Below are 22,153 nucleotides of genomic sequence, written 5' to 3' on the forward strand. Positions count from 1 at the left end.
TGGAGTGAAAATTTTAATTTATGTTAGAATTTCATAAAACTTTTAGAAGGAGATTTATGTATCCTATTGTTTTTAATTTAAATGAAAGTTATGTGCCTTATGCTTCTGTATTGATGACTTCGATTATACAAAATACAAATAAAGATTCTAATGTTAGCGGGGGGGGGGGGCGTATAATTTTCATCTCTTAATGGATTTTGTCAGTCAAGAAACAAAAGAAAAACTTCAAAACCTCATTTTAGAACTTTCCAAAATTTACCCCTGCACACTTAATATTCATATTTTAGAGGATGATTACTTTGTTGCATATTCTTTAAAAAAACACAAGGGAAAATATTTAGCTTATTATCGCTTGAAAATCGGTAGTATTTTGCCACAATCTATAACAAAATGTGTTTATTTGGATGTAGATATGCTTGTTTTGGGAGATTTGAGGGAATTATTTGCCATAGATTTAAAGGGTAAAATTTGTGGGGTGGTGATGGAATATAATTCCCAAAAAATTTTTAAACCAAAAGATAAAACTTATAAAACCCTCGATATTACAGGAAGTTATTTTAACTCTGGAATGTTACTTGTAGATTTGTATTTATGGAGGAAAGAGGGGATAGAGGATAAGGCTTTTGGATTTTCTAAGAGTTATTATTATTTTCTTCATGACCAAGATCTTTTGAATCTTGCTTTGTATGAGAAAACCTATAAAATTGGAATGGAATGGAATTTTATGGTTTATGTTTATTATCGGGCAATTTGTGCTGATGAAAGAGGGAGGAGAAAACTGCCTTATAGACGACAAGAGTTTAATTATTCCTTGAAAAATATAAAGATTATGCATTACTTTGCATATAGCAAGCCATGGGAAGATGGCAAAATTTATTTGGATTACCACAATAAATTTCTAGGGCAATATTGGTGGGATATGGTGGAGCAAACACCGATTTTTAAAGAGGAATTGCTAGAGAAAAAACCGCAAGCTGATAACACCCTATCTTTTCAATGTTATTTGGGATATAAACTTTTAAGGCTTTACCAAAAGGGACTATTTTTAACTATTCCATTTTACACCTATTTTCTAATTGCCCAAAAAGATTCAATGAAGATAGAGGAGATTCCATTGCAAGATTATAATCTTTCTCGTGAGATAGGTAGAATCGCATTTGGTGCATATGGTAAGCGTAGAAGGGGGAAGCTGATTTCCCTGCCTTTTAGAATATTGCATACTATTAAAAACTTTAAAAAAAATCAAGCAAAAATTTTCAAAAACGATTCTTAAAACTTTGTAGATTTTGGTTGGATAAGTTTTGGTGGAGTGATAAAAATATCTTTGGTGATTGTTTGAAAGTGGGTAATAGCAAAGCCTGTCTTGGTGTGAAATGGAGGCTTGATTTTAAAATTTAAAAAACTTGAGAGATAATTAGCAATGCTTTTGGGGATAAAGAGGAGATTGTAATCCCCCTAAAGCCCTTATTTAAGACTGAAGTAGTCCTTGATAGCTTCTACTTTGTCGGTTTTTTCCCAAGTAAATTCTGGTAATTCTCTACCAAAATGCCCATAACTTGCTGTTTTTTGATAAATTGGGCGAAGTAAATCTAGCGATTCAATAATGCCTTTAGGAGTTAGGCGGAAGAGTTTTTTTACGCATTCTTCAATTTTGGAATCCTCTACTTTGCCTGTTCCATGCGTATTAACTAGAATTGAAACAGGCTCTACAACGCCGATGGCATAAGCAATTTGCACGGTAGCTTTATCGCAAATGCCACTTGCAACGAGATTCTTTGCTACATAACGCATTGCATAAGCCCCACTTCTATCCACTTTGCTTGGATCTTTTCCACTAAAAGCTCCACCGCCATGAGGGCAACTTCCACCATAAGTATCTACGATGATTTTTCTCCCTGTCAATCCCGCATCACCTTGAGGACCACCGATGACAAATTTACCGGTTGGATTAACAAAATAGCGAATATTGTTTGAAGCAAACTCTTGTGGCAAAGCCTTTTTGACAACTTCTTCAATCACTGCACTTCTAAGCATTTCTTGAGAGGTTTCTGGGCTGTGTTGGGTAGAAACTACAATCGTATCAATTTCTGTTGGGATTCCATTGGAATATTTGATAGTAACTTGTGATTTTCCATCAGGACGCAAAAAGGGCAATGTACCATCTTTTCTAAGAGCTGCTAGTCTTTCTGTGATTCGGTGAGAAAGATAAATAGGAAGTGGCATTAAAACATCGGTTTCTCTGCAAGCATAGCCAAACATCAAACCTTGATCCCCAGCACCGATTTCCCCATCTTCTCTATCAACACCTTGGTTAATATCGGGGCTTTGTTCTCCAATGCCATTTAATACACCCGCACTGCGGTAGTCAAAACCATATTTTGCATCAATGTAGCCAATCTCTCTAATAACGCGTCTAGCAATGTCTTGCATAGGTGCATAAGTGTGTGTTTTTAGCTCCCCTGCAATCACGCAATAACCATTAGAAAGCAATGTTTCGCAGGCAACTCTTGCTTTTGGGTCTCGCTCTATAATATAGTCCAAAATCGCATCGCTAATTTGGTCTGCCATTTTATCTGGGTGTCCTTCAGTAACCGATTCAGAAGTAAAAAGAAATTCTTTTTTCATAAATTCACCTTGTATTTTTAATTTTTTGAAATTGTAACATTAGAAAACTTAAAATCATCACAAAATTAGTTGTGAAATTTTAGCTTTAATTTTGGCTTTATATTTTTTTGGATACTATTCTAATTGATATTTTTTATCAACAAATTATTTTTATAAAGGATTTAAAATGTTAGTTACAAAAAAAGCTCCAAATTTCAAAGCACCTGCAGTTTTAGCAGATAATCAAATTGTAGAAGATTTCGAACTTGCAAGAAATCTTGGTAGAAATGGTGCAGTTGTATTCTTTTGGCCAAAAGATTTTACATTTGTTTGCCCTTCAGAAATCATTGCAATGGATCACAGAGTAAAAGCATTTGCAGAAAAAGGTTTCAATGTAATTGGTGTTTCAATCGATTCTGATGTTGTGCATTTTGCTTGGAAAAACACTCCGGTAAATCAAGGTGGTATTGGTAATGTTCAATTCCCTATGGTTTCTGATATTACAAAACAAATTTCAAGAGATTATGAAGTATTAATCGATGAAGCAGTTGCACTTAGAGGTTCTTTCCTAATTGATAAAAATCAAGTTGTTCGCCATGCGGTAATCAATGACCTTCCACTTGGTAGAAATATGGATGAGATGTTAAGAATGTGCGATGCTTTGACATTCTTTGAAGAGCATGGTGAAGTTTGCCCTGCTGGTTGGAATAAAGGTGATAAAGGTATGAAAGCTGATGCAAAAGGTGTTGCAGAATATCTTTCACAAAATGCAGATAAGCTTTAATCGCATTCTTCTATCTTCCCACCTTTTAAAGGTGGGTTTAATCTTCAATCTCTTTTGCTAAGTTGTTTTTGGCTTCTTGCGGTAGATTAGCAAGGAAATTGCTCATGTCAAAATTAATTTCTTGATTTTTTGCTTCGTTTAAAAGTGCAATAGCTTTTTTTGAGTTAAAGAGACTAAAAGGTGCATAAGGTTCAAATAGGCAGTTGGTAATTGCTAGAGCATAGGCATTTTTTTTGATTTCGTTAGAAGCGGCATGAGGATTGTCAATATGGGCGATACTTTGAATGAGAATTTCATCAAATTTCCAATAATCAAACAAGAATCCTAAAAATGAAATGCTATCAATGCCACAATAGTGATTTTCTATTTCGTGGATATCTTGAAAGTTATGCGCTTTGTTTTCTTGTAGAAATTGTTCGCTTTTGTTGGACTTAATAAGCATATCAGAAAGCAGTATCATTCCTAGACGCAAAAGCATAGCACACGGCACAAGAGTGTTTGCCAAAGCTTTATCTTCTTCTTTTAGCCAATTTGAAATGAAATCTACTTCTTTGGAACAATTATTGAGAAAATCTGCCGTATTTAATCCATAGGGAGAAACATCGATATGAAAAGTGGATTTGAGAGAATTTGCTAATACAATGTTTTTGATATTATTGATTCCAAGTAGAGAGATGACTTGTTGGATTGTGGAAACTTGTCTTGAGAATCCAAAAAATGGGGAATTTGCAAGGCGTAATAATTCTGCAACCAACAAAGGATCTTTGGAGATAATAGTGGCAATTTTATTGATTTCCAAATTTGCTCCATTAGAATCAATGTAATTGCGTAATTCTTCTACGGTGCTAGGAAGTGGTGGAAGATTTTTGATGGTTTCTAATAATAAGGGATTCATAATTTCCTCCAATTTTTTATGCTATTTTATAGAAATTTTTTTGAAAGCTTACTTTATTTGAAGTTTTAGTAGAAACAACAAAAAAATTAACAAACTTTGGTGTAAAATATCCACAAAAAGTTTAGTGTTTTAAGGAAAATTATGCGTTTTGGAAAAATTGATTATTTAAATCTTCTTCCTTTTGAGGTTTTTATTCGTTCTTATCCGACAACCTCGCAATTTATGCTATTTTATAGGAAAAATAAATCTTATCCAGCAAAATTAAATAAAGAATTTTTATTTGGACGTATTGACGCTGGATTTGTCTCATCTATTACTGCATTGAGAGCTAAGAGCGAGAGATTCTTTGCCTCACAAGTTGGGATTGTAGCTAAGCGAGAAGTTTTGAGTGTGATTTGCATTCAAGGCAAAGAGGGGAGTGACTATCAATCTGCAACTTCTAATGCACTTTTAAAAGTTTTGGGATTAAAGGGTAGGGTGTTAATCGGTGATAGGGCGCTTTTTGAGGTGCTTAGACAAAAAGCACGAGGAGAAAAAAACTACATTGATATGGGGGAATATTGGTATCAAAAGGGGGGATTGCCTTTTGTTTTTGGAAGACTTTGTGTGAGAAAGGATTTTAAATCTTGTGAGAAGATTATTCAAGCTTTTAGTAAAAGTCATATTAAGATTCCTTACTATCTTTTAAATGAGGCTTCCAAAAATACCAAAATAGCCAAAAAGGACATTATAGAATACTTAAAAGTACTTTCTTATAAAATTGACAAAAAGGCAAATTTTGGTGTGGAAAGATTTTATAGGGAATTAAGGATATTGGGGATTAAAGCACCAAAAAGATTCTAAAATCTAAAAGATTTAATTTTAAATGCAGGTTTTTTTTGTATAATAACACGCTTAATTTTATAAAAATCCAAAAATTTGGGTTAAACTAGGAGCAAAAATGGAGCAGACATTATCCATTATCAAGCCTGATGCTGTCAAAAAGAATGTAATTGGCAAAATTGTTGATAGATTTGAAAGCAATGGCTTAAGAATCGCGGCAATGAAGAAAGTGCAGTTAAGCGAATGCGATGCACAAGAGTTTTATGCTATCCACAAAAGCAGACCATTTTTTAATGATTTGGTAGCATTTATGGTAAGCGGTCCTGTGGTTGTAATGGTTTTAGAAGGGCTCAATGCGGTTGCTAAGAATCGTGAGTTAATGGGTGCTACTAATCCTAAAGAAGCAGCAGCAGGGACAATCCGAGCAGATTTTGCTGAAAGTATTGATGCTAATGCAGTCCATGGAAGCGATAGCTTGGAAAATGCAGAAAAAGAGATTCGATTCTTCTTTGCAGAAAGAGAAATTTGCTAATTGAATAAGATTCCTTTTAATAGGGCATTTCAGAGCTGTAAAAATGGAGAGAAAATTCCATTTTTTATAGAAAAAGATGCAATAAAGTTTGAAGGGATTTTGGCTTATGATAGCAGTCATAGAGAATTCATCAAACTTTGTGGAACAATAAGAGGAACAATTGAGCTTATCTGTGATTTGAGTGGAGAATCATACAATGAGGGGCTTAATGAGGATTTAGAATTTTATCTAAGTAATGGGCAGATTGATTTGGACAGCGAGCATTTTGAAGATATTGTCGAATGTGAGAATGGACAAATTGATTTGGAAGAAATTTTAAGAAGCGAATTAGAAATGATTCGCTGTGATTATCATATCAAAGAATAAGGAGAATAAAATGGCAGTACCAAAGAGACGCGTAAGTAAAACAAGAGCAGCAAAGAGAAGAACACACTATAAAATTACCTTGGCAATGCCGGTAAAAGATAAAGATGGCACATGGAAAATGCCACATAGGGTAAATAAATTTACTGGAAATTATAAAAATCAATAATTATAGGCTATAAGAGTGAGAATTGCTGTAGATGCAATGGGTGGAGACTTCGGTGCTTCGCCTCTTGTAGAAGGTGCCTTGTGGGCATTGAAGGAGAAAGATTTTTCTTTGGTTTTGATTGGTGATGAGAAGATTCTTGCACCTTTGATACCTGCACAAGTAAGCAAAGAAGTTAAGATTGTTCATTGTGATGATTTCATTGCGATGGATGATAGTGCGACTGCTGCTTTGAAGCGAAAAGAAAGTTCCATTTATGTTGCTATGGAAATGTTAAAAAGTAAGCAAGTTGATGCGGTAGTATCTGCTGGGCATAGTGGTGCTACAATGAGTTTGGCAACTTTGAAGATTGGGCGTCTAAAAGGCATCAGTAGACCTGCAATTTGCACTTTAATGCCGCGTATAGATGGCAATAAAAGTTTGGTTATTGATGCAGGTGCAAATGTGGATTGTAAGCCTGAGAATCTTTTTGAATTTGGCGTGATGGGGTATGAATATGCAAAATGGATTTTAAAATACCCTAACGCAAGAATCGGACTTCTCACTAATGGAGAGGAAGAGTGCAAGGGAAATGAGACGAGCAAGGCTGCCTTTGAGCTCCTCAAAACACATCCTAATTTTCTTGGTAATATCGAGGGAAATAATATTTTTGATTCTTCTGTTGAAGTGGTTGTTTGTGATGGTTTTGTGGGCAATGTAGTTTTAAAGACAAGTGAAGGTGTGGCAGATTCTATTGTTTATCTTTTGAAAAAATACATTAAGGCTTCGCCTATTAGCTTATTTGGTGCTTTATTTTTGAAGGGTGTTTTTAAGAAATTAAAAAAACAAATCGACTATGCAGAGTATGGTGGAGCACCACTTCTTGGAATTGATGGGAATGTTATTATTTGCCATGGTAAGAGTAATGCCAAAGCTATGAAAAATGCGATTTTTCAGGCTATTGCTACGATTGAAAATGGCATCAATGATAAGATTTTAGAATCTTTAGAAAAATACAAAGATTAAAAAGCGGAGGAACAATGGAGAAAAAAATCTATGCAGCTTTAAACTCCATTGGTGCTTATGTTCCAAGCAAAATTATCACTAATGATGATTTGTCAAAAATTGTAGATACAAGCGATGAGTGGATACAAAAAAGAACAGGAATCAAAGAGCGGAGATTCGCAGAGGCTGCTGAAGCCACGAGTGATTTGGCTACAAAGGCAGCTAGAATCGCACTTCAAAGAGCCAAACTCAATCCAGAGCAAATTGATATGGTGATTTTAGCAACCATTTCTCCCGATTTTTTTTGTATGCCATCAACTGCCTGTGTGGTGGCAAATAATCTTGGTATCATCAATAAACCGGCTTTTGATATTTCTGCGGCTTGTAGTGGGTTTATCTATTTGCTTGCTTTAGCAAAATCATTGATAGAATCCAAAGCTTATAAAAATATTTTAATTGTTGGTGCTGAAAAACTCTCAAGCATAATAGATATGCAAGATAGAAGCACTTGTGTGTTGTTTGGTGATGGTGCTGGAGCTGCTATAATTAGTGCCACAGAGGATAAAGAGGCTGCAATTTTGGATGTTAGGGTTGCTTCTAATGGAGCATACAAAGATTTCTTGATGACACCGGGCTGTGGGAGTAGAAATCCAGCTAATGCAAGAATGTTGGAGGAAAGACTGCAATTTATCAAAATGAAAGGCAATGAGACATTTAAGATTGCCGTGAAAACATTAACTAATGATGTTATAGAGATTATGAAGGCTAATAATCTTACCAAAGATGATATTGATTTTTTTATCCCACACCAAGCAAATTCTCGCATTATCTCTGCTGTGGGAGAGGCTTTGGAATTTCCAAGTGATAAAGTGGTAAAAACAGTGCATAAATATGGCAATACATCCGCTGCTTCCATACCTATGGCAATTAACGATTATTATCAAGAAGGAAGAATCAAAAATGGTTCTAAATTATTGCTTGATGCCTTTGGTGGGGGTTTGACTTGGGGTTCTGCTATTCTTACTTTTAATGGTGATTAGAAAGCTTTAGAAAATATCGCAGTAGGATTCTCCATTGTGCAAAGTGGCGCTTTTTGTATGCTCACATTCTAAAATCCCATTTTTTATTATAAAATAGACTTTTTTATCTTGATTAATACCTATAAAGCCATTTTTTTGTGTTTCAAAATAACAGGTGCTAGGGTGCATATCAAGGGTATCATAGAGTTTTTGTAGGTCAATAGAGGGGTTTTGCGTATTTTGTGTTTTTATTTGAGTTCTCAAAGCGGTTTTAAAATTAAAAACTTGGAGTTGCAGTTTTTTGTCGCACGCACTTTGTTGGTAATTGAAAACTTTTGGAAGAGCAAAGCTAAGTAGAATGCCAAGCAAAATAAGTGCCAAAATAATCTCCAAAAGACTAAAGGCACTGCGTTTAAAATACAATAGAGTTGCTCAAAAGAGGAATAATTAGTGGCGTAGAGGGGTTTAAGTCAAGCTGGTAGATGAGTTTTTCACAAGTGTCCCCATTGGAATTGGGTGTGGTGGTGGTGCTAATTTCTAAAAAGCGGGCTTGATTTGGATTTGTGGCTTGAGGTCCATTGGAAGAATTTAGCAGTTTTGCACTCACACACGCACTCCCATTGCTAGATTCTAGGGTGGTGGAAATGGCAAAATCCCCTAGATTCCAGTTTGAAGCACTAAGGCTAATGGCGCTATTAAAAGTGCCTTGCCCTTGCGAGAGAAAGTAAGCTGGGAATGAGCTTTTTAGGGTGTTAATATCGCTTTTTAGAGCCACAAGTTTTGCATCGTCTCTACTTGCAGAAATTTTTGGGATTGCCACAGCGGCTAAAATGCCTAAAATGACTAAGATAAATACTAATTCTAGCATTGTAAAAGCTTTTTTGGTTTTTGTTGTTTGGGTTGTGGATTGCATTCTATCTCTTTTTGAAAATTTAATTTTGGTTAAATATAAATATACCATTTTTTGATTTTTATGTAAAGGATTGTTTAAAATAAATGCTGTAAATTTAAGTTTTGTTGATTGTATTTTGGGAAAAAGGTAAGGGATAAATCAAATATATTTGCATTGAGCTAGAATTATAAAATTCTCGCTATTGCATAAATTGCGGCAGTTTCGCTACGCAAGATATTGCAGGAAGTGGCGGTGTATTTGGGATTGTTTTTTAGTGCCTCCCTTTCTTTTTTGCTGAATCCTCCCTCTGTGCCAACCAAAATAGGAATCTCTAGGCTACATTTTAGTTCCTCTCCCCCAAAGTCCAAAACTCCGGCATTTGGGTATTTCTCCAAAACCTCTTGCAGATTTTCCAAAACTTCAATTTCTAAAAGCGTGATTCGTCCGCATTGTTCGCAGGAATTTTCCAAGATTCTTTGGATACGCTCTAAGTTAAGTTTGAAGTTTTTTTGTGAATATTCTGCATAAAAAAAGGTAATTTTTTGGAGATTGAGTTCGTTTAAAAAAGGGAGCGTTTTTTCAATATTTTTTGGGTCTATCATTGCCCATATTAAGTGTACTTTGGGTGGATTTTTAAGCGGCGTGTTTTGTGATGATTGCAGGGTTAAAGTAGCGTCTTTTTTGGAGAGATTTGTAATATTATAGGTATAAAGGTTAGAATCTTTTAGATTTCTTAAATGGAGTGATTCAGATTTTTTGGTGCGTCTTGATTGGAAAATGTGGTGGTAGGTCTCGCCCTCTAGTTTGAGTGTCGCCTCACCCGCGTTTTTGTGAATGATGAATTGCATTTTAACTCCATAAAATAAAGATTAATCCAAACGCACAAAAATCAAAAAGATATTTTGTTTTAGCCCATTTAAAGAAAGCCTCTCTAATGCTGAAATCTGCCTCCACTCTAATGAGTTTTTGTTTTTTGTGGCGTTTGATTTCAAAGATAAAAACAATTAGCCAAATAATAAGCATAGCTAGAATCTTGTAATTAAAAACAAAACCAAGCATTGCCCAAATAACCAAACCACTAAAAACGCTTGCACTTAAAAAAAGATAATATGCAGGAGCGACTAGGGCTAGAATCTTTAGCTTTTTGGTGTGTGAGGGGAAGAAAAACAGTGCGTAAAGATTGGCAAGCGGGAACAAAAAGAGTGGCATACAAAGCCACAAATGGTAGGCGAGAAGCTCGATGATGATAGATTCCAAAGATAGCCTTTTTGTAAATTTTGGGGAATTGTAGCAATAAAAATGGGGCTTGTAAAGACTTTTTGGACTTGTGGCTAAGAATTGGCTTGATTGGAAGATTTGGGGTTGGGGGGATTTGGTTTGTGAATGGCTTGTGAAATTTGCTTATAAGCGAGGGTGTAAAAATTTGGAGGTGGGATTTGGTTTGCAAGAAATAGTGATTTTGGGTTGGTGGGCAAAATTAGCTTATAAGGCTAATTTATGGACTTAAGTCGTAAGATAAGGGAGAATCTTGCTCCATTCTCTAAGCAATAAAGGCAGAGTGCATTTGGCATTTGCAGGGCTACTTGAGGGTAGGGGAATGTGTGGAAGTGGGATAAAATGCGGAGAATCTTGATGATAGAAAAATTGGCAGTAGAGCTTAGAGGCTTTTTGTCCGTTGGTAAAAATAGCCTGAATTTGCGTGTTTTGGATAAGTGAGTGAATGGGGTTTGGTTTGAGGATTTTTAGGGTGCTATCACTGGAGTTTTGGATATAGCATTCTTGCGTGATATCAAAGAGTGCGATATGGTGGGATTTTAGAAAGGCGATTTTGCATTCTTTGGGTTGATTGTAAAGTGGAGAATCAAACAAGCCCTCTAAGATTTTCCAAAAGCGATTTTGTTTGTGAGCGTAGTAGAAGGATTCTTGCCTTGAAGCCACAGAGGGAAAAGAACCTAGAATCAAGATTTTGGAATCGCTAAAGATAATGGGTTCAAAAGGATGGCACAAAGGGGATTTTTGAGAATTTTCTGGGTATTTTATCAAAGGTTCTGATGAGTATGGTGGTGCTTTTGAAATGGCTTGTGGTGGAATTTGCAAAGAGCGTTTAGAATGGGATTTTTGGGGCTTAGAATTGTTCATAAAGAAGTTTTGCTGCCATAGCAAAAGAAACAATCACAATTAGAGGCTTGATGATTTTAATGCCATATCTAATGGCTGCCCTAGAGCCAAGATTTGCTCCGATAAACTGCCCCAAAGCCATCATTAGCCCAACTCCAAAAAGCATATTGCCCCCAATGGCAAAAAAGATAACCGAGGCAAGATTAGTAGCAAAATTATAGAGTTTAGCTTCCCCAAGAGCATTTGTAAGTCCATATCCTGCCAAAACAATGAGGGCTAATAGCAAAAATGAGCCGGTTCCCGGACCCAAAAAACCATCATAAAAACCAATTCCAGCTAAAGCAAAGAGAAAATAAGCCTTATGGAATCTTGTGGCTCTTTGTTCTTCTTTGATTTTGGGAGAAAAGAGAAAATAAAAGCCAAAAAGAATAATAAAAAAGGGTAGAAATTTTGAGAGAAAATCAGAATTGATAAACTGCACACTAATTGTGCCTAGAGCGGAAAAAGCAAATGCTAAAATAGCAAAAGGCAAGCATTTTTTGAGATTGATGTAGCCTTTTTTGTAAAAAAGCCTCGTGGCAGAAAAACTCCCAAAAGCTCCTTGAAGTTTGTTGGTAGCAAGTGCTTCTAGTGGGGAGATTCCCGATAACAAAAGAGCCGGTAGAGTAATTGAGCCTCCACCCCCAGCAATAGAATCAATAAATCCTCCCAAAAACGCTGCCCCAAAAAGCAAAGCCAAGGTTAGAATGTCAAATTCTAGCATTTTTTTATCCTTGTTTGTGGTTGCAAAATTATATCTAAAAATATTTTGGATTTTAGATTCCTAATGCCTTTCGTTTGTTTTTTATCCATTCGCTAAATCTTGCTAGATACATATAAAAAAGCGGGATAAAAAAGACTGCCAAAAAGGTTGCTGCAAGCATTCCGCCAATTACACCCGTAGAAATAGAATGCCTGCTCAATGCCCCAGCACCACTGCTTAAAGCAAGGGGTAATACACCCAAAGTAAAAGCCAAAGAAGTCATTACAATAGGGCGGAATCTGAGTTTGGCTGCACCAATGGCGGATTCTATGATGCTTAAGCCCTCTTTTTCTCTTAGGTGCATTGCAAATTCAATGATTAAAATTGCATTTTTTGCTGCTAGTGCAATTAAAACAAGCAAGCCAACCTGGAAGAAAATATCATTGTCCAATCCTCTAATCCAAGTTGCCAAAGCCGCTCCAAATACTCCAAATAGCACAGCTGATAACACCGCTAGTGGCATAAGCCATCTTTCATATTGTGCAACAAGAATCAAAAAAACAAAAATAAGTCCAAAAATAAAAGCTATGCTACCACTTGAGGCATTGACTTTTTCTTGATAGGTTGCACCAGAATAGGCAATTTCATAACCTTGAGGAAGAATCTCTTTGGCTACTTCTTCTAAAGCTTTAATTGCATCCCCGCTAGAATATCCAAATGCGGGGAATCCTATTACTTGTGCAGCAGAAAGAGATTGAAGCGATTGACAATATCCGCACCTATTGTGCGTTTAAAAGAAAGTAGCGAGCTTAAAGGGACTAAATGATTGTCTCTAGAGCGGACAAAAATATCTTGCAAGTCTTGTGGGGATTGTCTAAAGCTTTGTTCAGCTTGAGTAATCACTCTAAAAGTGCGATTATAGAGTTCAAAATTATTGACATAATAACTTCCAAAAGTAACTTGCATTGTGCGGAACACATCATTGATATTTACATTTAAAGCACTGGCTTTTTCTCTATCTAATGTCACTTCATATTGTGGAGTATTGACAGCAAGAGAGGTAAATATATTGCCAATTTCAGGTCTTTGTAGGGATTTTTCAATCAATAAACGAGTGTATTTTTCTAAATCTTCCATACTGCCACCCTCTTTGCTTTGCACATAGACATTAATGCCGCTTGAATCAAAACCGATAATTGTGGGGGCTTGCATTAGTAGAAAGTTTGCATTTGGGTAGGATTTGAGATGATTGCCAAAAGATTCTATGATTTCTCTATCACTTTGTCCTTTGCCTTTTCGTTCATTCCAATCAATAAGGCGATAAAAAGCTACCCCTCCACTTGTCTTGAAATTGCCAGCTAAGAAGCTGTATCCTGCAATTGTGGTCATTTCTGTGATGAGGGGGTGTTCTAGCCCTTGTTGGATTAAAAACTTCTGTGCTTCTGTAGTGCGTGAGAGTGAAGAGGCTTCTGGCAAAATTGTATGGATTATAATATTGCCCATATCTTCTGCTGGGAAGAGGCTTGTTGGGATTCTTTTGAATAAATCATAAGTGGCAAACAAGATTCCGCCAAAAAGCAAAACAAACAACAATCCTCTTTTTAGAATCTTTCCAACTTGTAGTGAAAATTTTAGGGTAAGTTTGTCAAAAAGCTCGTTGAATTTTCGCACTGGATAAATGGCGGGTTTGTGCGTGGGCTTTAAAAATACCGCACATAAAGCAGGTGTGAGAGAAAGTGCCACACAGCCAGAAATTACAACGGAAATTACAATAGTAATTGCAAATTGCTTGTAAATCTCTCCACTAAAGCCTCCCATAAATGCCACAGGAATAAATACCGCACTTAATACCAAAACAATAGCTATTACAGGTCCTGTAATTTCTTTCATTGATTTGATTGTGGCTTCTTTGACATTGAGGTGTTCTGTGTGCATGATTCGTTCGACATTTTCAATGACAATAATTGCATCATCAACAACAATTCCAATTGCCAAAATCAGCCCAAAGAGGGTAAGAAGATTGATAGAAAATCCAAAAGCATAAAGTCCTGCAAATGTCCCTATTATAGATACAGGAATCGCAATAACTGGGATAATTGTAGCTCTTAGATTCTGTAAAAAAAGATAAATTACTAGCACTACTAAAATGATAGCTTCAAAAAATGTTTTGACCACTTCTTCCATAGAAGCAGTAATAAATTCTGTGGGGCGAAAGGGGTTTGAGTATTGCATACCCTCGGGGAATTTTTGTGAAAGCCTCTCCATTTGCTCATTGACAGCATTAGAGACTTCTAGCATATTAGCTCCTGGTTGCAAGGTAACTCGGATAGGCACAGAGGGAATATCATTATAAAAATTGCTTTGCAAATAATCTTGCGCACCTAATTCTATCCTTGCAAGATCTTTTAGTCTAAGGCTAGAACCATCGGGGTTGGAGCGGATAAGGATATTTTCAAACTCTTCTTTGCTAGTAAATAAACCTTTGGTGGTGATATTGTAAGTAAATTCGCTTTGTGCAATAGGCTCTGCCCCAAATTTTCCGGGTGCAAATTGTGAGTTTTGCTCTTCGATTTTGCTAATTACTTCTAGGGGTGTGAGATTGTAGGTAAGAAGTTTGTTTGGGTCAAGCCAAATACGCATAGCATAGGTTTGCAAACTCCATAATTCTACATTGATTCCAGAGATTCTTTTGAGTTCATCGACAATATTTAAAAGAGCATAGTTTTCAATATAGATTTTATCGTGGTTTGGGTTATTGGAGTAAATATGATAGAGTCCTACAGCTGCTGTTGAGCCTTTTTGGACTGTGATTCCTAGTCTTTGGACTTCGCTTGGGAGTTGGCTAAGCACAGATTGGACGCGGTTATTGACATTGACGACAGCCATATCAGGATTAGCTTCATTGCTAAAAAAGACATTAATAGTGAAATTTGCTCCACTTGAAGGAGATGAGGATTGTATATAAATCATATCCTCTACCCCATTAATGCTATTTTCTAGGACGCTAACAACGCTTGTAGAGACGGTTTGTGCAGTTGCTCCGGGATAACTTCCGCTTACAATAACTTGTGTGGGAGTTACTTTGGGATATTGCTCTATGGGGAGTGCAAACATACACAAAAATCCTGCAATCACAATTATAATAGAAATCACTGCAGAAAATGCAGGGCGATTAATAAAAAATTTTGAAATCATTGATAAACCTTATTTTGTGGGGTTTAGAATTTTAAAGGCGGAATTATAAAGAATGAGAGTTAGTCTAAGTCAAGAGTAAAATGGATAATTTTTGATTTTATTTTTCTAAAAAAATGCTTTAGCTATAATTTGCACAAAATTTTCTAAGGCATAAAATGATTTATGATGTAATAGTAATTGGCGGAGGTCATGCTGGAATTGAAGCTTCTATTGTCTCTGCAAAAATGGGTTGCAAAACGCTACTTTTAACTATATTAGTGGAGCAAATTGGGGCAGCAAGCTGTAATCCTGCAGTAGGTGGTTTGGGGAAAGGGCATTTGGTAAAAGAGGTTGATGCTTTGGGTGGAGTGATGGGCTATATCACAGATAAGTGTGGGATTCAATTTCGCACCCTAAATGCCTCAAAAGGTCCTGCTGTGCGAGGGACGAGAGCGCAAATTGATATGGATAGATACAAAATTATTGCAAGGGAGATTTGCTACCAAACCCAAAATCTTGAAATTTCTCAACAAATTGTAGAATCGCTTATTGTGGAAAATCAAAGTGTAGTGGGAGTGAAAACAAGCATTGGCAAGGAATATCGTGCTAAAAAAGTTATTTTAACGACTGGAACTTTTTTGCGTGGAAAGATTCATATTGGAGAGAATATTTCTAATAATGGTAGAGCTGGAGAGCCACCTGCTATGGAACTTGGAGATTGTTTGCGTGAAATGGGGCTTGAAGTGGGGAGATTAAAAACTGGTACTTGTGCGAGGATTAAGGCAAGTAGTATTAATTTTGCAATATTAGAAAAACATTATGGAGACATACCCACTCCTTATTTTAGCAAGCAAACCCAAAAAGAATTAGGCAATCAAGAATTTTCTCCCACTCAACTTCCTTGCTATGTAACTTATACTAATGCCAAAACCCATGAAATTATTAGGAATAATTTTCATAGAGCACCTATGTTTATAGGGCAAATTGAAGGGATTGGACCGCGTTATTGTCCTAGTATCGAAGATAAGGTAAATCGTTTTAGCGATAAAGAAAGGCATCAATTGTTTTTAGAGCCACAAACACTAGAGGCTAATGAATATTATATCAATGGCTTAACAACTTCCTTGCCCTTTGACATACAAGAAGAAATGATACATAGCATAGAGGGATTAGAAAATGCAGAGATTGTGCGTTATGGTTATGCCATTGAGTATGATTATGTGAATCCAACAGAGCTAAAACACACTTTAGAAACTAAAAAATACAAAAATCTTTATTGTGCAGGACAGATTAATGGAACAACTGGTTATGAGGAAGCTGCTGCACAAGGGATTTTTGCTGGGATTAATGCAAGTCTTAGCGTGCAAGGAAGAGAGGAAATTATACTTAAGCGAAATGAGGCTTATATTGGCGTGATGATTGATGATTTGGTGACAAAAGGCACCAAAGAGCCTTATAGAATGTTTAGCTCAAGGGCAGAATATCGCTTGCTTTTGCGTGAGGGCAATGCAATTTTTAGGCTTGGAGAATTGGCTTACAATTTGGGTTTAATGCAAGAAGATGAATATCAAGAATTATTAAGAGATAAAAAGGCAATTATGGAGGGGATAGAATGGTTAAATTCTACAACTATTACCCCAACAAATGAGATATTGGCATTTTTGGATTTGATTGGTGAAGAAAAAATTAGCGATAAAACAACTTGGAGAACTATTGCTAGTCGTAGAAGTTTTGATATACACAAACTTTTGAAGATTTGTGAGATTATTCCAACACCTTTTGTCGGGCTTTCAGAGCGCGCATTAGAAGAGATATTAATAGAAGCAAAATATGCAAATTATATAGAAAAGCAACAAAATTTAATTGATAATATGGATAAAATGCTAAGTATCAAAATTCCACAAGATTTTAGTTTTGATGGGATTCCGGGGTTGAGTTTGGAAGTGATAGAAAAGCTCAAAAAATTTACCCCTAAAAGTTTATTTGAAGCGAGTGAAATAAGCGGTGTTACCCCAGCTAGTTTGGAGGTTTTGCAGCTTTATATTCATCTTTATCATCAAAAGCAAAATAAACTCTCACAAAAGGATTAGAAACTAATTTTTATTTTAGAGATATTGAGTTACAATCACAGCAATTAAATTTAACTTAGGTGCAGTATGATGAAAGTAGATATAAAAAAGTTTTTTCGCCCTTTATTAGCGGTTTTAGCGATTTCTTTTTTGGTGCATTCAGTAGCATTTGCTAAAGAAGAAGTCAAAGAAGAATCTAGGCTTGAAGCTTATAATAAATTGCGTAAGGTTATAGGGACTGTTGAAAAATATTATGTTGATGAATTAACGCTCAATGAGATTGTAGATAAAGCTATTGATGGGCTATTGTCTAATCTTGATGCACATTCAGCTTATTTGGATGAAAAGAAATTTGAAGAGTTAAAAATCCAAACTAATGGCGAGTTTGGAGGTATTGGAATCACAATAGGCTTAAAAGAAGGTGCATTGACAATCATCGCTCCTATTGAGGGGACACCCGGAGATAAGGTAGGATTAAAAAGTGGCGATATTATCTTAAAAATCAATGATGAAAGCACTTTGAATATGGGGATTGATGAAGCAGTTAATCGAATGAGGGGAAAGCCCAATACCAAAGTGCAATTAACCATTGTAAGAAAAAATGTGCAAAAACCAATGGTGTTTGACATTACAAGGGATAATATTAAAGTAGAAAGTGTTTATGTTAGAGGTATTGAAGATACAAATTATGTTTATGTGCGTGTAACTTCATTTGACAAAAAAGTAAGCCAAAGAGTGGAAGAGGAATTAAAGAAGTTTAAGCAAATTGATGGAATCGTGCTAGATTTGCGAAATAATCCGGGCGGACTTTTGAATCAAGCGGTTGAATTAAGTGATTTGTTTATCCAAGATGGCATTATTGTTTCTCAAAAAGGGCGTGTGAAAGATGAAGATATTGTGTATAGAGCAAGCAAAAATACGCCTTATCCAAAAGTGCCTTTGGTGGTGCTTGTAAATAATGGAAGTGCAAGTGCAAGTGAGATTGTAGCAGGAGCGATTCAAGATAATAAGCGAGGCGTGCTTGTGGGCGAAACAACATTTGGCAAAGGAAGTGTGCAGGTGATTTTGCCAACAGAAGAAAAAGAAGCTTTGCGACTTACAATTGCAAGATATTATCTACCTAGTGGAAGGACGATTCAGGCTGTAGGGGTAACTCCAGATGTTGAGGTAGCACCAGGAGCAGTTCCAACAGATGATGATAAATTTAGCATCAAAGAAGCGGATTTACAAAAGCATTTAGAGGGTGAATTGCAAAAAGTTGATGGAAAAACCACCAAAAAAGCAGATAAAAATGATAAAAATATCATCACCAAAGAAAAAATACTTTCAGATATTCAATTAAAAAGTGCAATTGATACTTTAAAGGTATTTAAAGTAATTGATTAAAGGAGGAGAAATGCAAGTTGAACAAAAAGAAATGATGTATGAGGGTAAAGGCAAAAAGCTTTTTAATACAAGTGATGAAAATCTCGTAATTGCAGAATTTAAAGATGATTTAACTGCTTTTAATGCAGAAAAAAGAGGAACAGAAGCGGGCAAGGGGGCTTTGAATTGTAAAATATCAACAGAGATTTTTAAGCTTTTGGGGAAAAATGGCATTCAGACGCATTATGTGGATACTTTGGGCGAGAATCTAATGCTGTGTAAAAGGGTGCAGATTATTCCTATTGAAGTTGTGGTAAGAAATATCGCAACAGGTTCTTTAAGTAAAAGACTTGGTATCAAAGATGGGGAGAAATTGCCTTTTGTGCTTGTGGAATTTTATTATAAAGATGATGCACTTGGGGATCCATTGATTAATGATGAACATGCGTTGATTTTAAAATGTGTCAAAAGTGTAGAATCTTTGGATATTTTGCGTAAAATTGGGCGAGAGGTTAATGAAGTATTGCGTCAATTTTTTGATTCTAAAAATTTATTGCTAGTAGATTTTAAACTAGAATTTGGCGTGGATAAAGAAGGAAATATTTTATTAGCAGATGAAATTACTCCAGATTCTTGTCGTTTTTGGGATAAAGATACAAAAGAAAAGCTTGATAAAGATAGATTTAGACAAGATTTGGGCAATGTAAAAATGGCTTATGAAGAAGTTTTAAAAAGAATATTATCTTAAGGTTTTAAAATGAAAGTAGAAGTAATAGTTTCATTAAAAGACGGAGTTCTTGATCCACAAGGGAAAGCAATTGGACATGCACTTGAATCTTTAGGGCATAAGGATATTAAAGAGGTTAAAGTGGGTAAGGTGATTACTCTAGAAATTGCAGGAGAAGATAGAGCGGCTATCCAAAAGGAAGTAGAAGTAATGTGTGAATCTCTGCTTGCAAATACTGTAATTGAAAATTATACTATAAAGATGTAAAGATGAGTGTTGCAATATTGCAGTTTTTGGGAACTAATTGTGAATATGATATGGAGCATGCCTTTTCTTTGTTAGATGTCCCTACAAAGATTGTTTGGCATCAAGAAAAGGAATTGCCAAAGGATACGAAACTTGTTGTGATTCCGGGCGGATTTAGCTATGGGGATTATTTGAGAAGTGGGGCAATTGCTAGGTTTTCGCCCATTATGCAAGATGTGATTACTTTTGCAAATAATGGTGGTTATGTGCTTGGAATTTGCAATGGATTCCAGATACTTTTGGAGAGTGGATTATTGCCCGGAGCAATGAAGCGTAATGAAAATTTGCATTTTTCATCTAAAAATGTGCTTTTAAGAGTTGTAAATAATGACAATGTATTTTTGCAGAATTTTCACAAAGGCGATGAAGTTAGGATACCTATTGCCAATGCCGATGGGAATTATTATATAGATAATGAGGGTTTAAAAGAGCTAGAAAAAAATGGGCAAATATTATTAGAATATGTGGATTATCAAAATGGTTCTATAAAAAACATCGCAGGAATCTGCAATAAAGAAAAAAAAGTTTTTGGTCTTATGCCACATCCAGAGAGGTATGTAGAAAAGATTTTGGGCAGTGATGAGGGGCTAAAAATGCTACAAGGGTTTTTGAAGATTCTATGAAGTTTTTATTTTATTTGTTTTGCGTTGTTGGGCTTTTTGCACAAGAAACTTCGATGTTTCCACAAGGAGCGGATTCACAAGATTCTTCACCTCAAAATCTTACACAAGAAAAATTAGAGTTTTCTCCAGCACAAAAAGTGCAAATTCCCAATCAATCTTCTAATCCTCTTTTTATTGATGAGGAGATAAAAGCCAAGAATCGCTCTATTGTGGATAGTGCTGCTTTGGAATCAAAAGAAACAAAAACTACAAGGGAAAATAAAACAAATTCAAATTATGCAGAAGAATACCCTTCTTTGGTGGCTAAAAATGTCTATCTTAACTTGCTTAATCCGCCCCAAGATATTTTATATGTCAATCAAATTATTCCCATAGAAATGAAATTATTGATTTTTAGTGATTATTCTAATATCACAACAAATTTTATTTTGGAAAATGAGAGCATCGAAGTGTTAAATCCTAATGAAAAATGGATTTTAAATCAAGATTCTAGCCTTAAGAATACTTTTTATTTTAAAATTAAACAGCCTAGCTATACAATTCCAAAAATTGAAGTGGTTGTTAAAACCAATGAGGGAGAAGCAAAAGAGTCTACACAAGCTATTGAGGGCAAGGCTATTGTGCTAGAGAGGAAAGGGGTTTATTCGCAAGTTGTCGCACAAGATTTGCAAATTTTGGATACAAAAATTACGAGCTATGATTCACAAAATAATCTTGTGGTGTTGCAGATTCAAGGAAATATGGCAAATTTGTTTGATTTTCATTTGGCAGCATATTCCCAACAAGGCATAGAAAGCAAAAGCGGAGATTACAAAGAATCTGTGATTTTTTATTATGTGATTGTGCCAAAAAGCTTAGAAGTTCTTTCATTTGATTATTTTAATATTCAAAGCAAGAAATATGTAGAATTGCAAGTCGAGAATCTTTCTCAAGATGATCGCATTAGCACCCAAAGTGATATTAAGCCCAAAAACACTTTGCAGATTTATAAGATATTAGCCGCAATCTTCTTGGCTATTGTTTTCTTTGGGCTATATTTTTATAAGAGAAAAATAATTTTCTTAATACTTGGAATCTGTGTTTTGGCGGTTTTGTTTTATTTGCTTTCTATCAAAACTGCAGTATCCCTAAAGCCAAATGCTGAAATACGGATTCAACCCACTTTTAATTCCACAATTATTTTAAAAACAAAAGATGTTATAGAAGTAAAAATCCTAGCAGATAGGCATGGGTATTATAAAGTATTATTAGAAGATGAACGAATTGGGTGGGTAAAAGAAGATGATATCCAAAATTAGAGCATTAAGTGCAATGATTTACATTGCTCTTATCATTCCATTTTGTATTGGTTTTATGTATATTTTTCAAAAATCTCATAGAAAGATTCGCAAAATCACTGCCCTGTTTTTTGTAAAGCTTTTTAATGTAAAGGTAAAAATCATAGGCAAAATGGATTGTGAAGCAAGAGTTTTGGTAATGAATCATCAAAGTTTTATGGATGTAATTTATTTGGAGGCAATACATTCAAATGACTTGTGTTGGATTGCAAAAAAGGAACTTGGAAAGCCATTTTTGTATGGGCATGCACTTAAAGCTCCAAAGATGATTTTAATCAATCGTGAGAGCAAAAAAGAATTGGTGCATTTGTTGAGGGAAGCTCAAGATAGATTAAAAGATGGTCGGACTTTGTGTATTTTTCCAGAAGGGACTCGCTCTAGAGGGGAAGAGAAATTCCTGCCCTTTAAAAGTGGTGCAAAAGTGTTGGTAGAGCATTTTGGCTTGAAAGTGCAGCCTATAGTGTTTTGTGGCACAAGAAAGTGTTTGGATATTGGTGCGATGAGTTTTAATAACACGCCTTTTATCATAAAGTATCTTCCTTCATTTATCCCGCAAGGTGAAAATTGGTTTGAAGAACTAAAAGAAATGATGCAAAAGGAATACATAGAATTGTATAAAAACAATGAATAG

Annotated in this window: 25 protein-coding genes and 1 pseudogene; 17 read left to right on the forward strand and 9 right to left on the reverse strand. The window is 35.5% G+C overall.

The features are described 5' to 3' along the window. Window positions 1–56: 56 nt before the first annotated feature. Window positions 57–191, forward strand: a complete 135-nt coding sequence (locus JJQ98_RS08875; RefSeq protein ID WP_279144083.1) for a hypothetical protein — start codon at window positions 57–59, stop codon at window positions 189–191. Beyond that, entirely contained in the window at window positions 191–1,273 is a 1,083-nt protein-coding gene (locus tag JJQ98_RS00770) for a glycosyltransferase family 8 protein (RefSeq protein ID WP_210670762.1), read from the forward strand. Before JJQ98_RS08875 ends, JJQ98_RS00770 begins: the two co-directional genes overlap by 1 nt. A gap of 191 nt (window positions 1,274–1,464) precedes the next feature. Here the strand turns inward: JJQ98_RS00770 and metK are convergent, their stop codons facing one another. After that, on the reverse strand, window positions 1,465–2,625 hold the full coding sequence (metK, locus tag JJQ98_RS00775; protein WP_151104993.1) for a methionine adenosyltransferase: 1,161 nt from the start codon (window positions 2,623–2,625) through the stop codon (window positions 1,465–1,467). Between the two features lie 166 nt (window positions 2,626–2,791). Between metK and JJQ98_RS00780 the strand changes: the two genes are divergently transcribed. Beyond that, the gene (locus tag JJQ98_RS00780) at window positions 2,792–3,388 is read left to right on the forward strand and encodes a peroxiredoxin (RefSeq protein WP_005021528.1); all 597 of its coding nucleotides are present in this window, start codon (window positions 2,792–2,794) and stop codon (window positions 3,386–3,388) included. Window positions 3,389–3,425: 37 nt separating this feature from the next. Here the strand turns inward: JJQ98_RS00780 and cheP are convergent, their stop codons facing one another. After that, the gene (gene cheP, locus JJQ98_RS00785; protein ID WP_060661329.1) at window positions 3,426–4,283 is read right to left on the reverse strand and encodes a cheVAW transcriptional regulator CheP; all 858 of its coding nucleotides are present in this window, start codon (window positions 4,281–4,283) and stop codon (window positions 3,426–3,428) included. Window positions 4,284–4,424: 141 nt separating this feature from the next. Between cheP and JJQ98_RS00790 the strand changes: the two genes are divergently transcribed. The 6 genes from JJQ98_RS00790 (at window position 4,425) to JJQ98_RS00815 (ending at window position 8,190) form a co-directional block, all read left to right on the forward strand. Further along, the gene (locus JJQ98_RS00790; RefSeq protein WP_054197930.1) at window positions 4,425–5,126 is read left to right on the forward strand and encodes an MqnA/MqnD/SBP family protein; all 702 of its coding nucleotides are present in this window, start codon (window positions 4,425–4,427) and stop codon (window positions 5,124–5,126) included. Between the two features lie 97 nt (window positions 5,127–5,223). Continuing rightward, window positions 5,224–5,637 (forward strand): nucleoside-diphosphate kinase, encoded by a 414-nt coding sequence (gene ndk / locus JJQ98_RS00795; protein ID WP_005021525.1) that lies wholly within the window; start codon window positions 5,224–5,226, stop codon window positions 5,635–5,637. Continuing rightward, complete coding sequence (locus JJQ98_RS00800; protein WP_151104994.1) at window positions 5,638–6,003, forward strand: DUF177 domain-containing protein; 366 nt, start codon at window positions 5,638–5,640, stop codon at window positions 6,001–6,003. It abuts the gene before it with no gap. Window positions 6,004–6,013: 10 nt separating this feature from the next. After that, window positions 6,014–6,169, forward strand: a complete 156-nt coding sequence (gene rpmF, locus JJQ98_RS00805) for a 50S ribosomal protein L32 (RefSeq protein WP_005021523.1) — start codon at window positions 6,014–6,016, stop codon at window positions 6,167–6,169. Between the two features lie 15 nt (window positions 6,170–6,184). Continuing rightward, the gene (plsX, locus tag JJQ98_RS00810) at window positions 6,185–7,171 is read left to right on the forward strand and encodes a phosphate acyltransferase PlsX (protein ID WP_077247083.1); all 987 of its coding nucleotides are present in this window, start codon (window positions 6,185–6,187) and stop codon (window positions 7,169–7,171) included. A 14-nt stretch (window positions 7,172–7,185) separates the two neighbouring features. Beyond that, the gene (locus tag JJQ98_RS00815; protein WP_151104995.1) at window positions 7,186–8,190 is read left to right on the forward strand and encodes a beta-ketoacyl-ACP synthase III; all 1,005 of its coding nucleotides are present in this window, start codon (window positions 7,186–7,188) and stop codon (window positions 8,188–8,190) included. A gap of 6 nt (window positions 8,191–8,196) precedes the next feature. Here JJQ98_RS00815 and JJQ98_RS00820 read toward each other — a convergent pair whose 3' ends face one another. The 4 genes from JJQ98_RS00820 to JJQ98_RS00835 form a co-directional block, all read right to left on the reverse strand. Further along, a complete protein-coding gene (locus tag JJQ98_RS00820; protein ID WP_054195175.1) occupies window positions 8,197–8,592 on the reverse strand; it encodes a prepilin-type N-terminal cleavage/methylation domain-containing protein in 396 nt (131 codons plus the stop codon). After that, window positions 8,582–9,082 (reverse strand): type II secretion system protein, encoded by a 501-nt coding sequence (locus JJQ98_RS00825; protein WP_005021519.1) that lies wholly within the window; start codon window positions 9,080–9,082, stop codon window positions 8,582–8,584. Before JJQ98_RS00825 ends, JJQ98_RS00820 begins: the two co-directional genes overlap by 11 nt. A 164-nt stretch (window positions 9,083–9,246) precedes the next feature. Continuing rightward, window positions 9,247–9,909, reverse strand: coding sequence for a 16S rRNA (uracil(1498)-N(3))-methyltransferase (locus JJQ98_RS00830; protein ID WP_151104996.1), 663 nt, complete (start codon window positions 9,907–9,909; stop codon window positions 9,247–9,249). Between the two features lies 1 nt (window position 9,910). Beyond that, on the reverse strand, window positions 9,911–10,318 hold the full coding sequence (locus tag JJQ98_RS00835) for a hypothetical protein (RefSeq protein ID WP_151104997.1): 408 nt from the start codon (window positions 10,316–10,318) through the stop codon (window positions 9,911–9,913). Between the two features lie 70 nt (window positions 10,319–10,388). Here JJQ98_RS00835 and JJQ98_RS00840 point away from each other — a divergent pair, with 70 nt between their 5' ends. Then, window positions 10,389–10,568: a hypothetical protein gene (locus JJQ98_RS00840; RefSeq protein WP_151104998.1), complete on the forward strand. Its 180-nt coding sequence runs from the start codon at window positions 10,389–10,391 to the stop codon at window positions 10,566–10,568. Here JJQ98_RS00840 and JJQ98_RS00845 read toward each other — a convergent pair. From JJQ98_RS00845 to JJQ98_RS00855, 3 genes and pseudogenes are all read right to left on the reverse strand, one after another. Further along, a complete protein-coding gene (locus JJQ98_RS00845) occupies window positions 10,565–11,200 on the reverse strand; it encodes a DNA-deoxyinosine glycosylase (RefSeq protein ID WP_247596636.1) in 636 nt (211 codons plus the stop codon). The genes JJQ98_RS00840 and JJQ98_RS00845 overlap by 4 nt on opposite strands. Then, window positions 11,187–11,942, reverse strand: a complete 756-nt coding sequence (locus JJQ98_RS00850) for a TSUP family transporter (RefSeq protein WP_134044288.1) — start codon at window positions 11,940–11,942, stop codon at window positions 11,187–11,189. Before JJQ98_RS00850 ends, JJQ98_RS00845 begins: the two co-directional genes overlap by 14 nt. 52 nt (window positions 11,943–11,994) lie before the next feature. Then, window positions 11,995–15,116 (reverse strand): annotated as a pseudogene (locus JJQ98_RS00855) (efflux RND transporter permease subunit). A gap of 155 nt (window positions 15,117–15,271) precedes the next feature. Here JJQ98_RS00855 and mnmG point away from each other — a divergent pair. The 7 genes from mnmG (at window position 15,272) to JJQ98_RS00890 (ending at window position 22,153) form a co-directional block, all read left to right on the forward strand. After that, window positions 15,272–17,185 carry a tRNA uridine-5-carboxymethylaminomethyl(34) synthesis enzyme MnmG gene (mnmG, locus tag JJQ98_RS00860; protein WP_005021502.1) on the forward strand — a complete coding sequence of 638 codons (1,914 nt, stop codon included), beginning with the start codon at window positions 15,272–15,274 and terminating at the stop codon, window positions 17,183–17,185. A gap of 66 nt (window positions 17,186–17,251) precedes the next feature. After that, complete coding sequence (locus JJQ98_RS00865) at window positions 17,252–18,550, forward strand: S41 family peptidase (RefSeq protein ID WP_425323537.1); 1,299 nt, start codon at window positions 17,252–17,254, stop codon at window positions 18,548–18,550. Between the two features lie 10 nt (window positions 18,551–18,560). Then, the gene (purC, locus tag JJQ98_RS00870) at window positions 18,561–19,277 is read left to right on the forward strand and encodes a phosphoribosylaminoimidazolesuccinocarboxamide synthase (protein ID WP_054195247.1); all 717 of its coding nucleotides are present in this window, start codon (window positions 18,561–18,563) and stop codon (window positions 19,275–19,277) included. Window positions 19,278–19,286: 9 nt separating this feature from the next. Continuing rightward, the gene (purS, locus tag JJQ98_RS00875) at window positions 19,287–19,523 is read left to right on the forward strand and encodes a phosphoribosylformylglycinamidine synthase subunit PurS (protein ID WP_054195168.1); all 237 of its coding nucleotides are present in this window, start codon (window positions 19,287–19,289) and stop codon (window positions 19,521–19,523) included. Window positions 19,524–19,525: 2 nt separating this feature from the next. Further along, window positions 19,526–20,185 carry a phosphoribosylformylglycinamidine synthase subunit PurQ gene (gene purQ / locus JJQ98_RS00880; protein ID WP_151104999.1) on the forward strand — a complete coding sequence of 220 codons (660 nt, stop codon included), beginning with the start codon at window positions 19,526–19,528 and terminating at the stop codon, window positions 20,183–20,185. Next, window positions 20,182–21,483, forward strand: coding sequence for an SH3 domain-containing protein (locus JJQ98_RS00885; RefSeq protein ID WP_247596637.1), 1,302 nt, complete (start codon window positions 20,182–20,184; stop codon window positions 21,481–21,483). Before purQ ends, JJQ98_RS00885 begins: the two co-directional genes overlap by 4 nt. Beyond that, window positions 21,467–22,153: a lysophospholipid acyltransferase family protein gene (locus JJQ98_RS00890; protein ID WP_151105000.1), complete on the forward strand. Its 687-nt coding sequence runs from the start codon at window positions 21,467–21,469 to the stop codon at window positions 22,151–22,153. The genes JJQ98_RS00885 and JJQ98_RS00890 overlap by 17 nt, the downstream gene beginning before the upstream one ends.

Origin of the sequence: Helicobacter pullorum NCTC 12824, assembly GCF_017979475.1 — a bacterium.
Lineage (GTDB): Bacteria > Campylobacterota > Campylobacteria > Campylobacterales > Helicobacteraceae > Helicobacter_D > Helicobacter_D pullorum.

Bases quoted from the DNA above. Each gene is read 5' to 3' on its own strand.
- JJQ98_RS08875 (WP_279144083.1), top strand. From the start codon at position 57: ATGTATCCTATTGTTTTTAATTTAAATGAAAGTTATGTGCCTTATGCT.
- JJQ98_RS00770 (WP_210670762.1), top strand. From the start codon at position 191: ATGGATTTTGTCAGTCAAGAAACAAAAGAAAAACTTCAAAACCTCATT.
- metK (WP_151104993.1), bottom strand. From the start codon at position 2,625: ATGAAAAAAGAATTTCTTTTTACTTCTGAATCGGTTACTGAAGGACAC.
- JJQ98_RS00780 (WP_005021528.1), top strand. From the start codon at position 2,792: ATGTTAGTTACAAAAAAAGCTCCAAATTTCAAAGCACCTGCAGTTTTA.
- cheP (WP_060661329.1), bottom strand. From the start codon at position 4,283: ATGAATCCCTTATTATTAGAAACCATCAAAAATCTTCCACCACTTCCT.
- JJQ98_RS00790 (WP_054197930.1), top strand. From the start codon at position 4,425: ATGCGTTTTGGAAAAATTGATTATTTAAATCTTCTTCCTTTTGAGGTT.
- ndk (WP_005021525.1), top strand. From the start codon at position 5,224: ATGGAGCAGACATTATCCATTATCAAGCCTGATGCTGTCAAAAAGAAT.
- rpmF (WP_005021523.1), top strand. From the start codon at position 6,014: ATGGCAGTACCAAAGAGACGCGTAAGTAAAACAAGAGCAGCAAAGAGA.
- JJQ98_RS00815 (WP_151104995.1), top strand. From the start codon at position 7,186: ATGGAGAAAAAAATCTATGCAGCTTTAAACTCCATTGGTGCTTATGTT.
- JJQ98_RS00825 (WP_005021519.1), bottom strand. From the start codon at position 9,082: ATGCAATCCACAACCCAAACAACAAAAACCAAAAAAGCTTTTACAATG.
- JJQ98_RS00830 (WP_151104996.1), bottom strand. From the start codon at position 9,909: ATGCAATTCATCATTCACAAAAACGCGGGTGAGGCGACACTCAAACTA.
- JJQ98_RS00845 (WP_247596636.1), bottom strand. From the start codon at position 11,200: ATGAACAATTCTAAGCCCCAAAAATCCCATTCTAAACGCTCTTTGCAA.
- JJQ98_RS00850 (WP_134044288.1), bottom strand. From the start codon at position 11,942: ATGCTAGAATTTGACATTCTAACCTTGGCTTTGCTTTTTGGGGCAGCG.
- mnmG (WP_005021502.1), top strand. From the start codon at position 15,272: ATGATTTATGATGTAATAGTAATTGGCGGAGGTCATGCTGGAATTGAA.
- JJQ98_RS00865 (WP_425323537.1), top strand. From the start codon at position 17,252: ATGATGAAAGTAGATATAAAAAAGTTTTTTCGCCCTTTATTAGCGGTT.
- purC (WP_054195247.1), top strand. From the start codon at position 18,561: ATGCAAGTTGAACAAAAAGAAATGATGTATGAGGGTAAAGGCAAAAAG.
- purS (WP_054195168.1), top strand. From the start codon at position 19,287: ATGAAAGTAGAAGTAATAGTTTCATTAAAAGACGGAGTTCTTGATCCA.
- purQ (WP_151104999.1), top strand. From the start codon at position 19,526: ATGAGTGTTGCAATATTGCAGTTTTTGGGAACTAATTGTGAATATGAT.
- JJQ98_RS00885 (WP_247596637.1), top strand. From the start codon at position 20,182: ATGAAGTTTTTATTTTATTTGTTTTGCGTTGTTGGGCTTTTTGCACAA.
- JJQ98_RS00890 (WP_151105000.1), top strand. From the start codon at position 21,467: ATGATATCCAAAATTAGAGCATTAAGTGCAATGATTTACATTGCTCTT.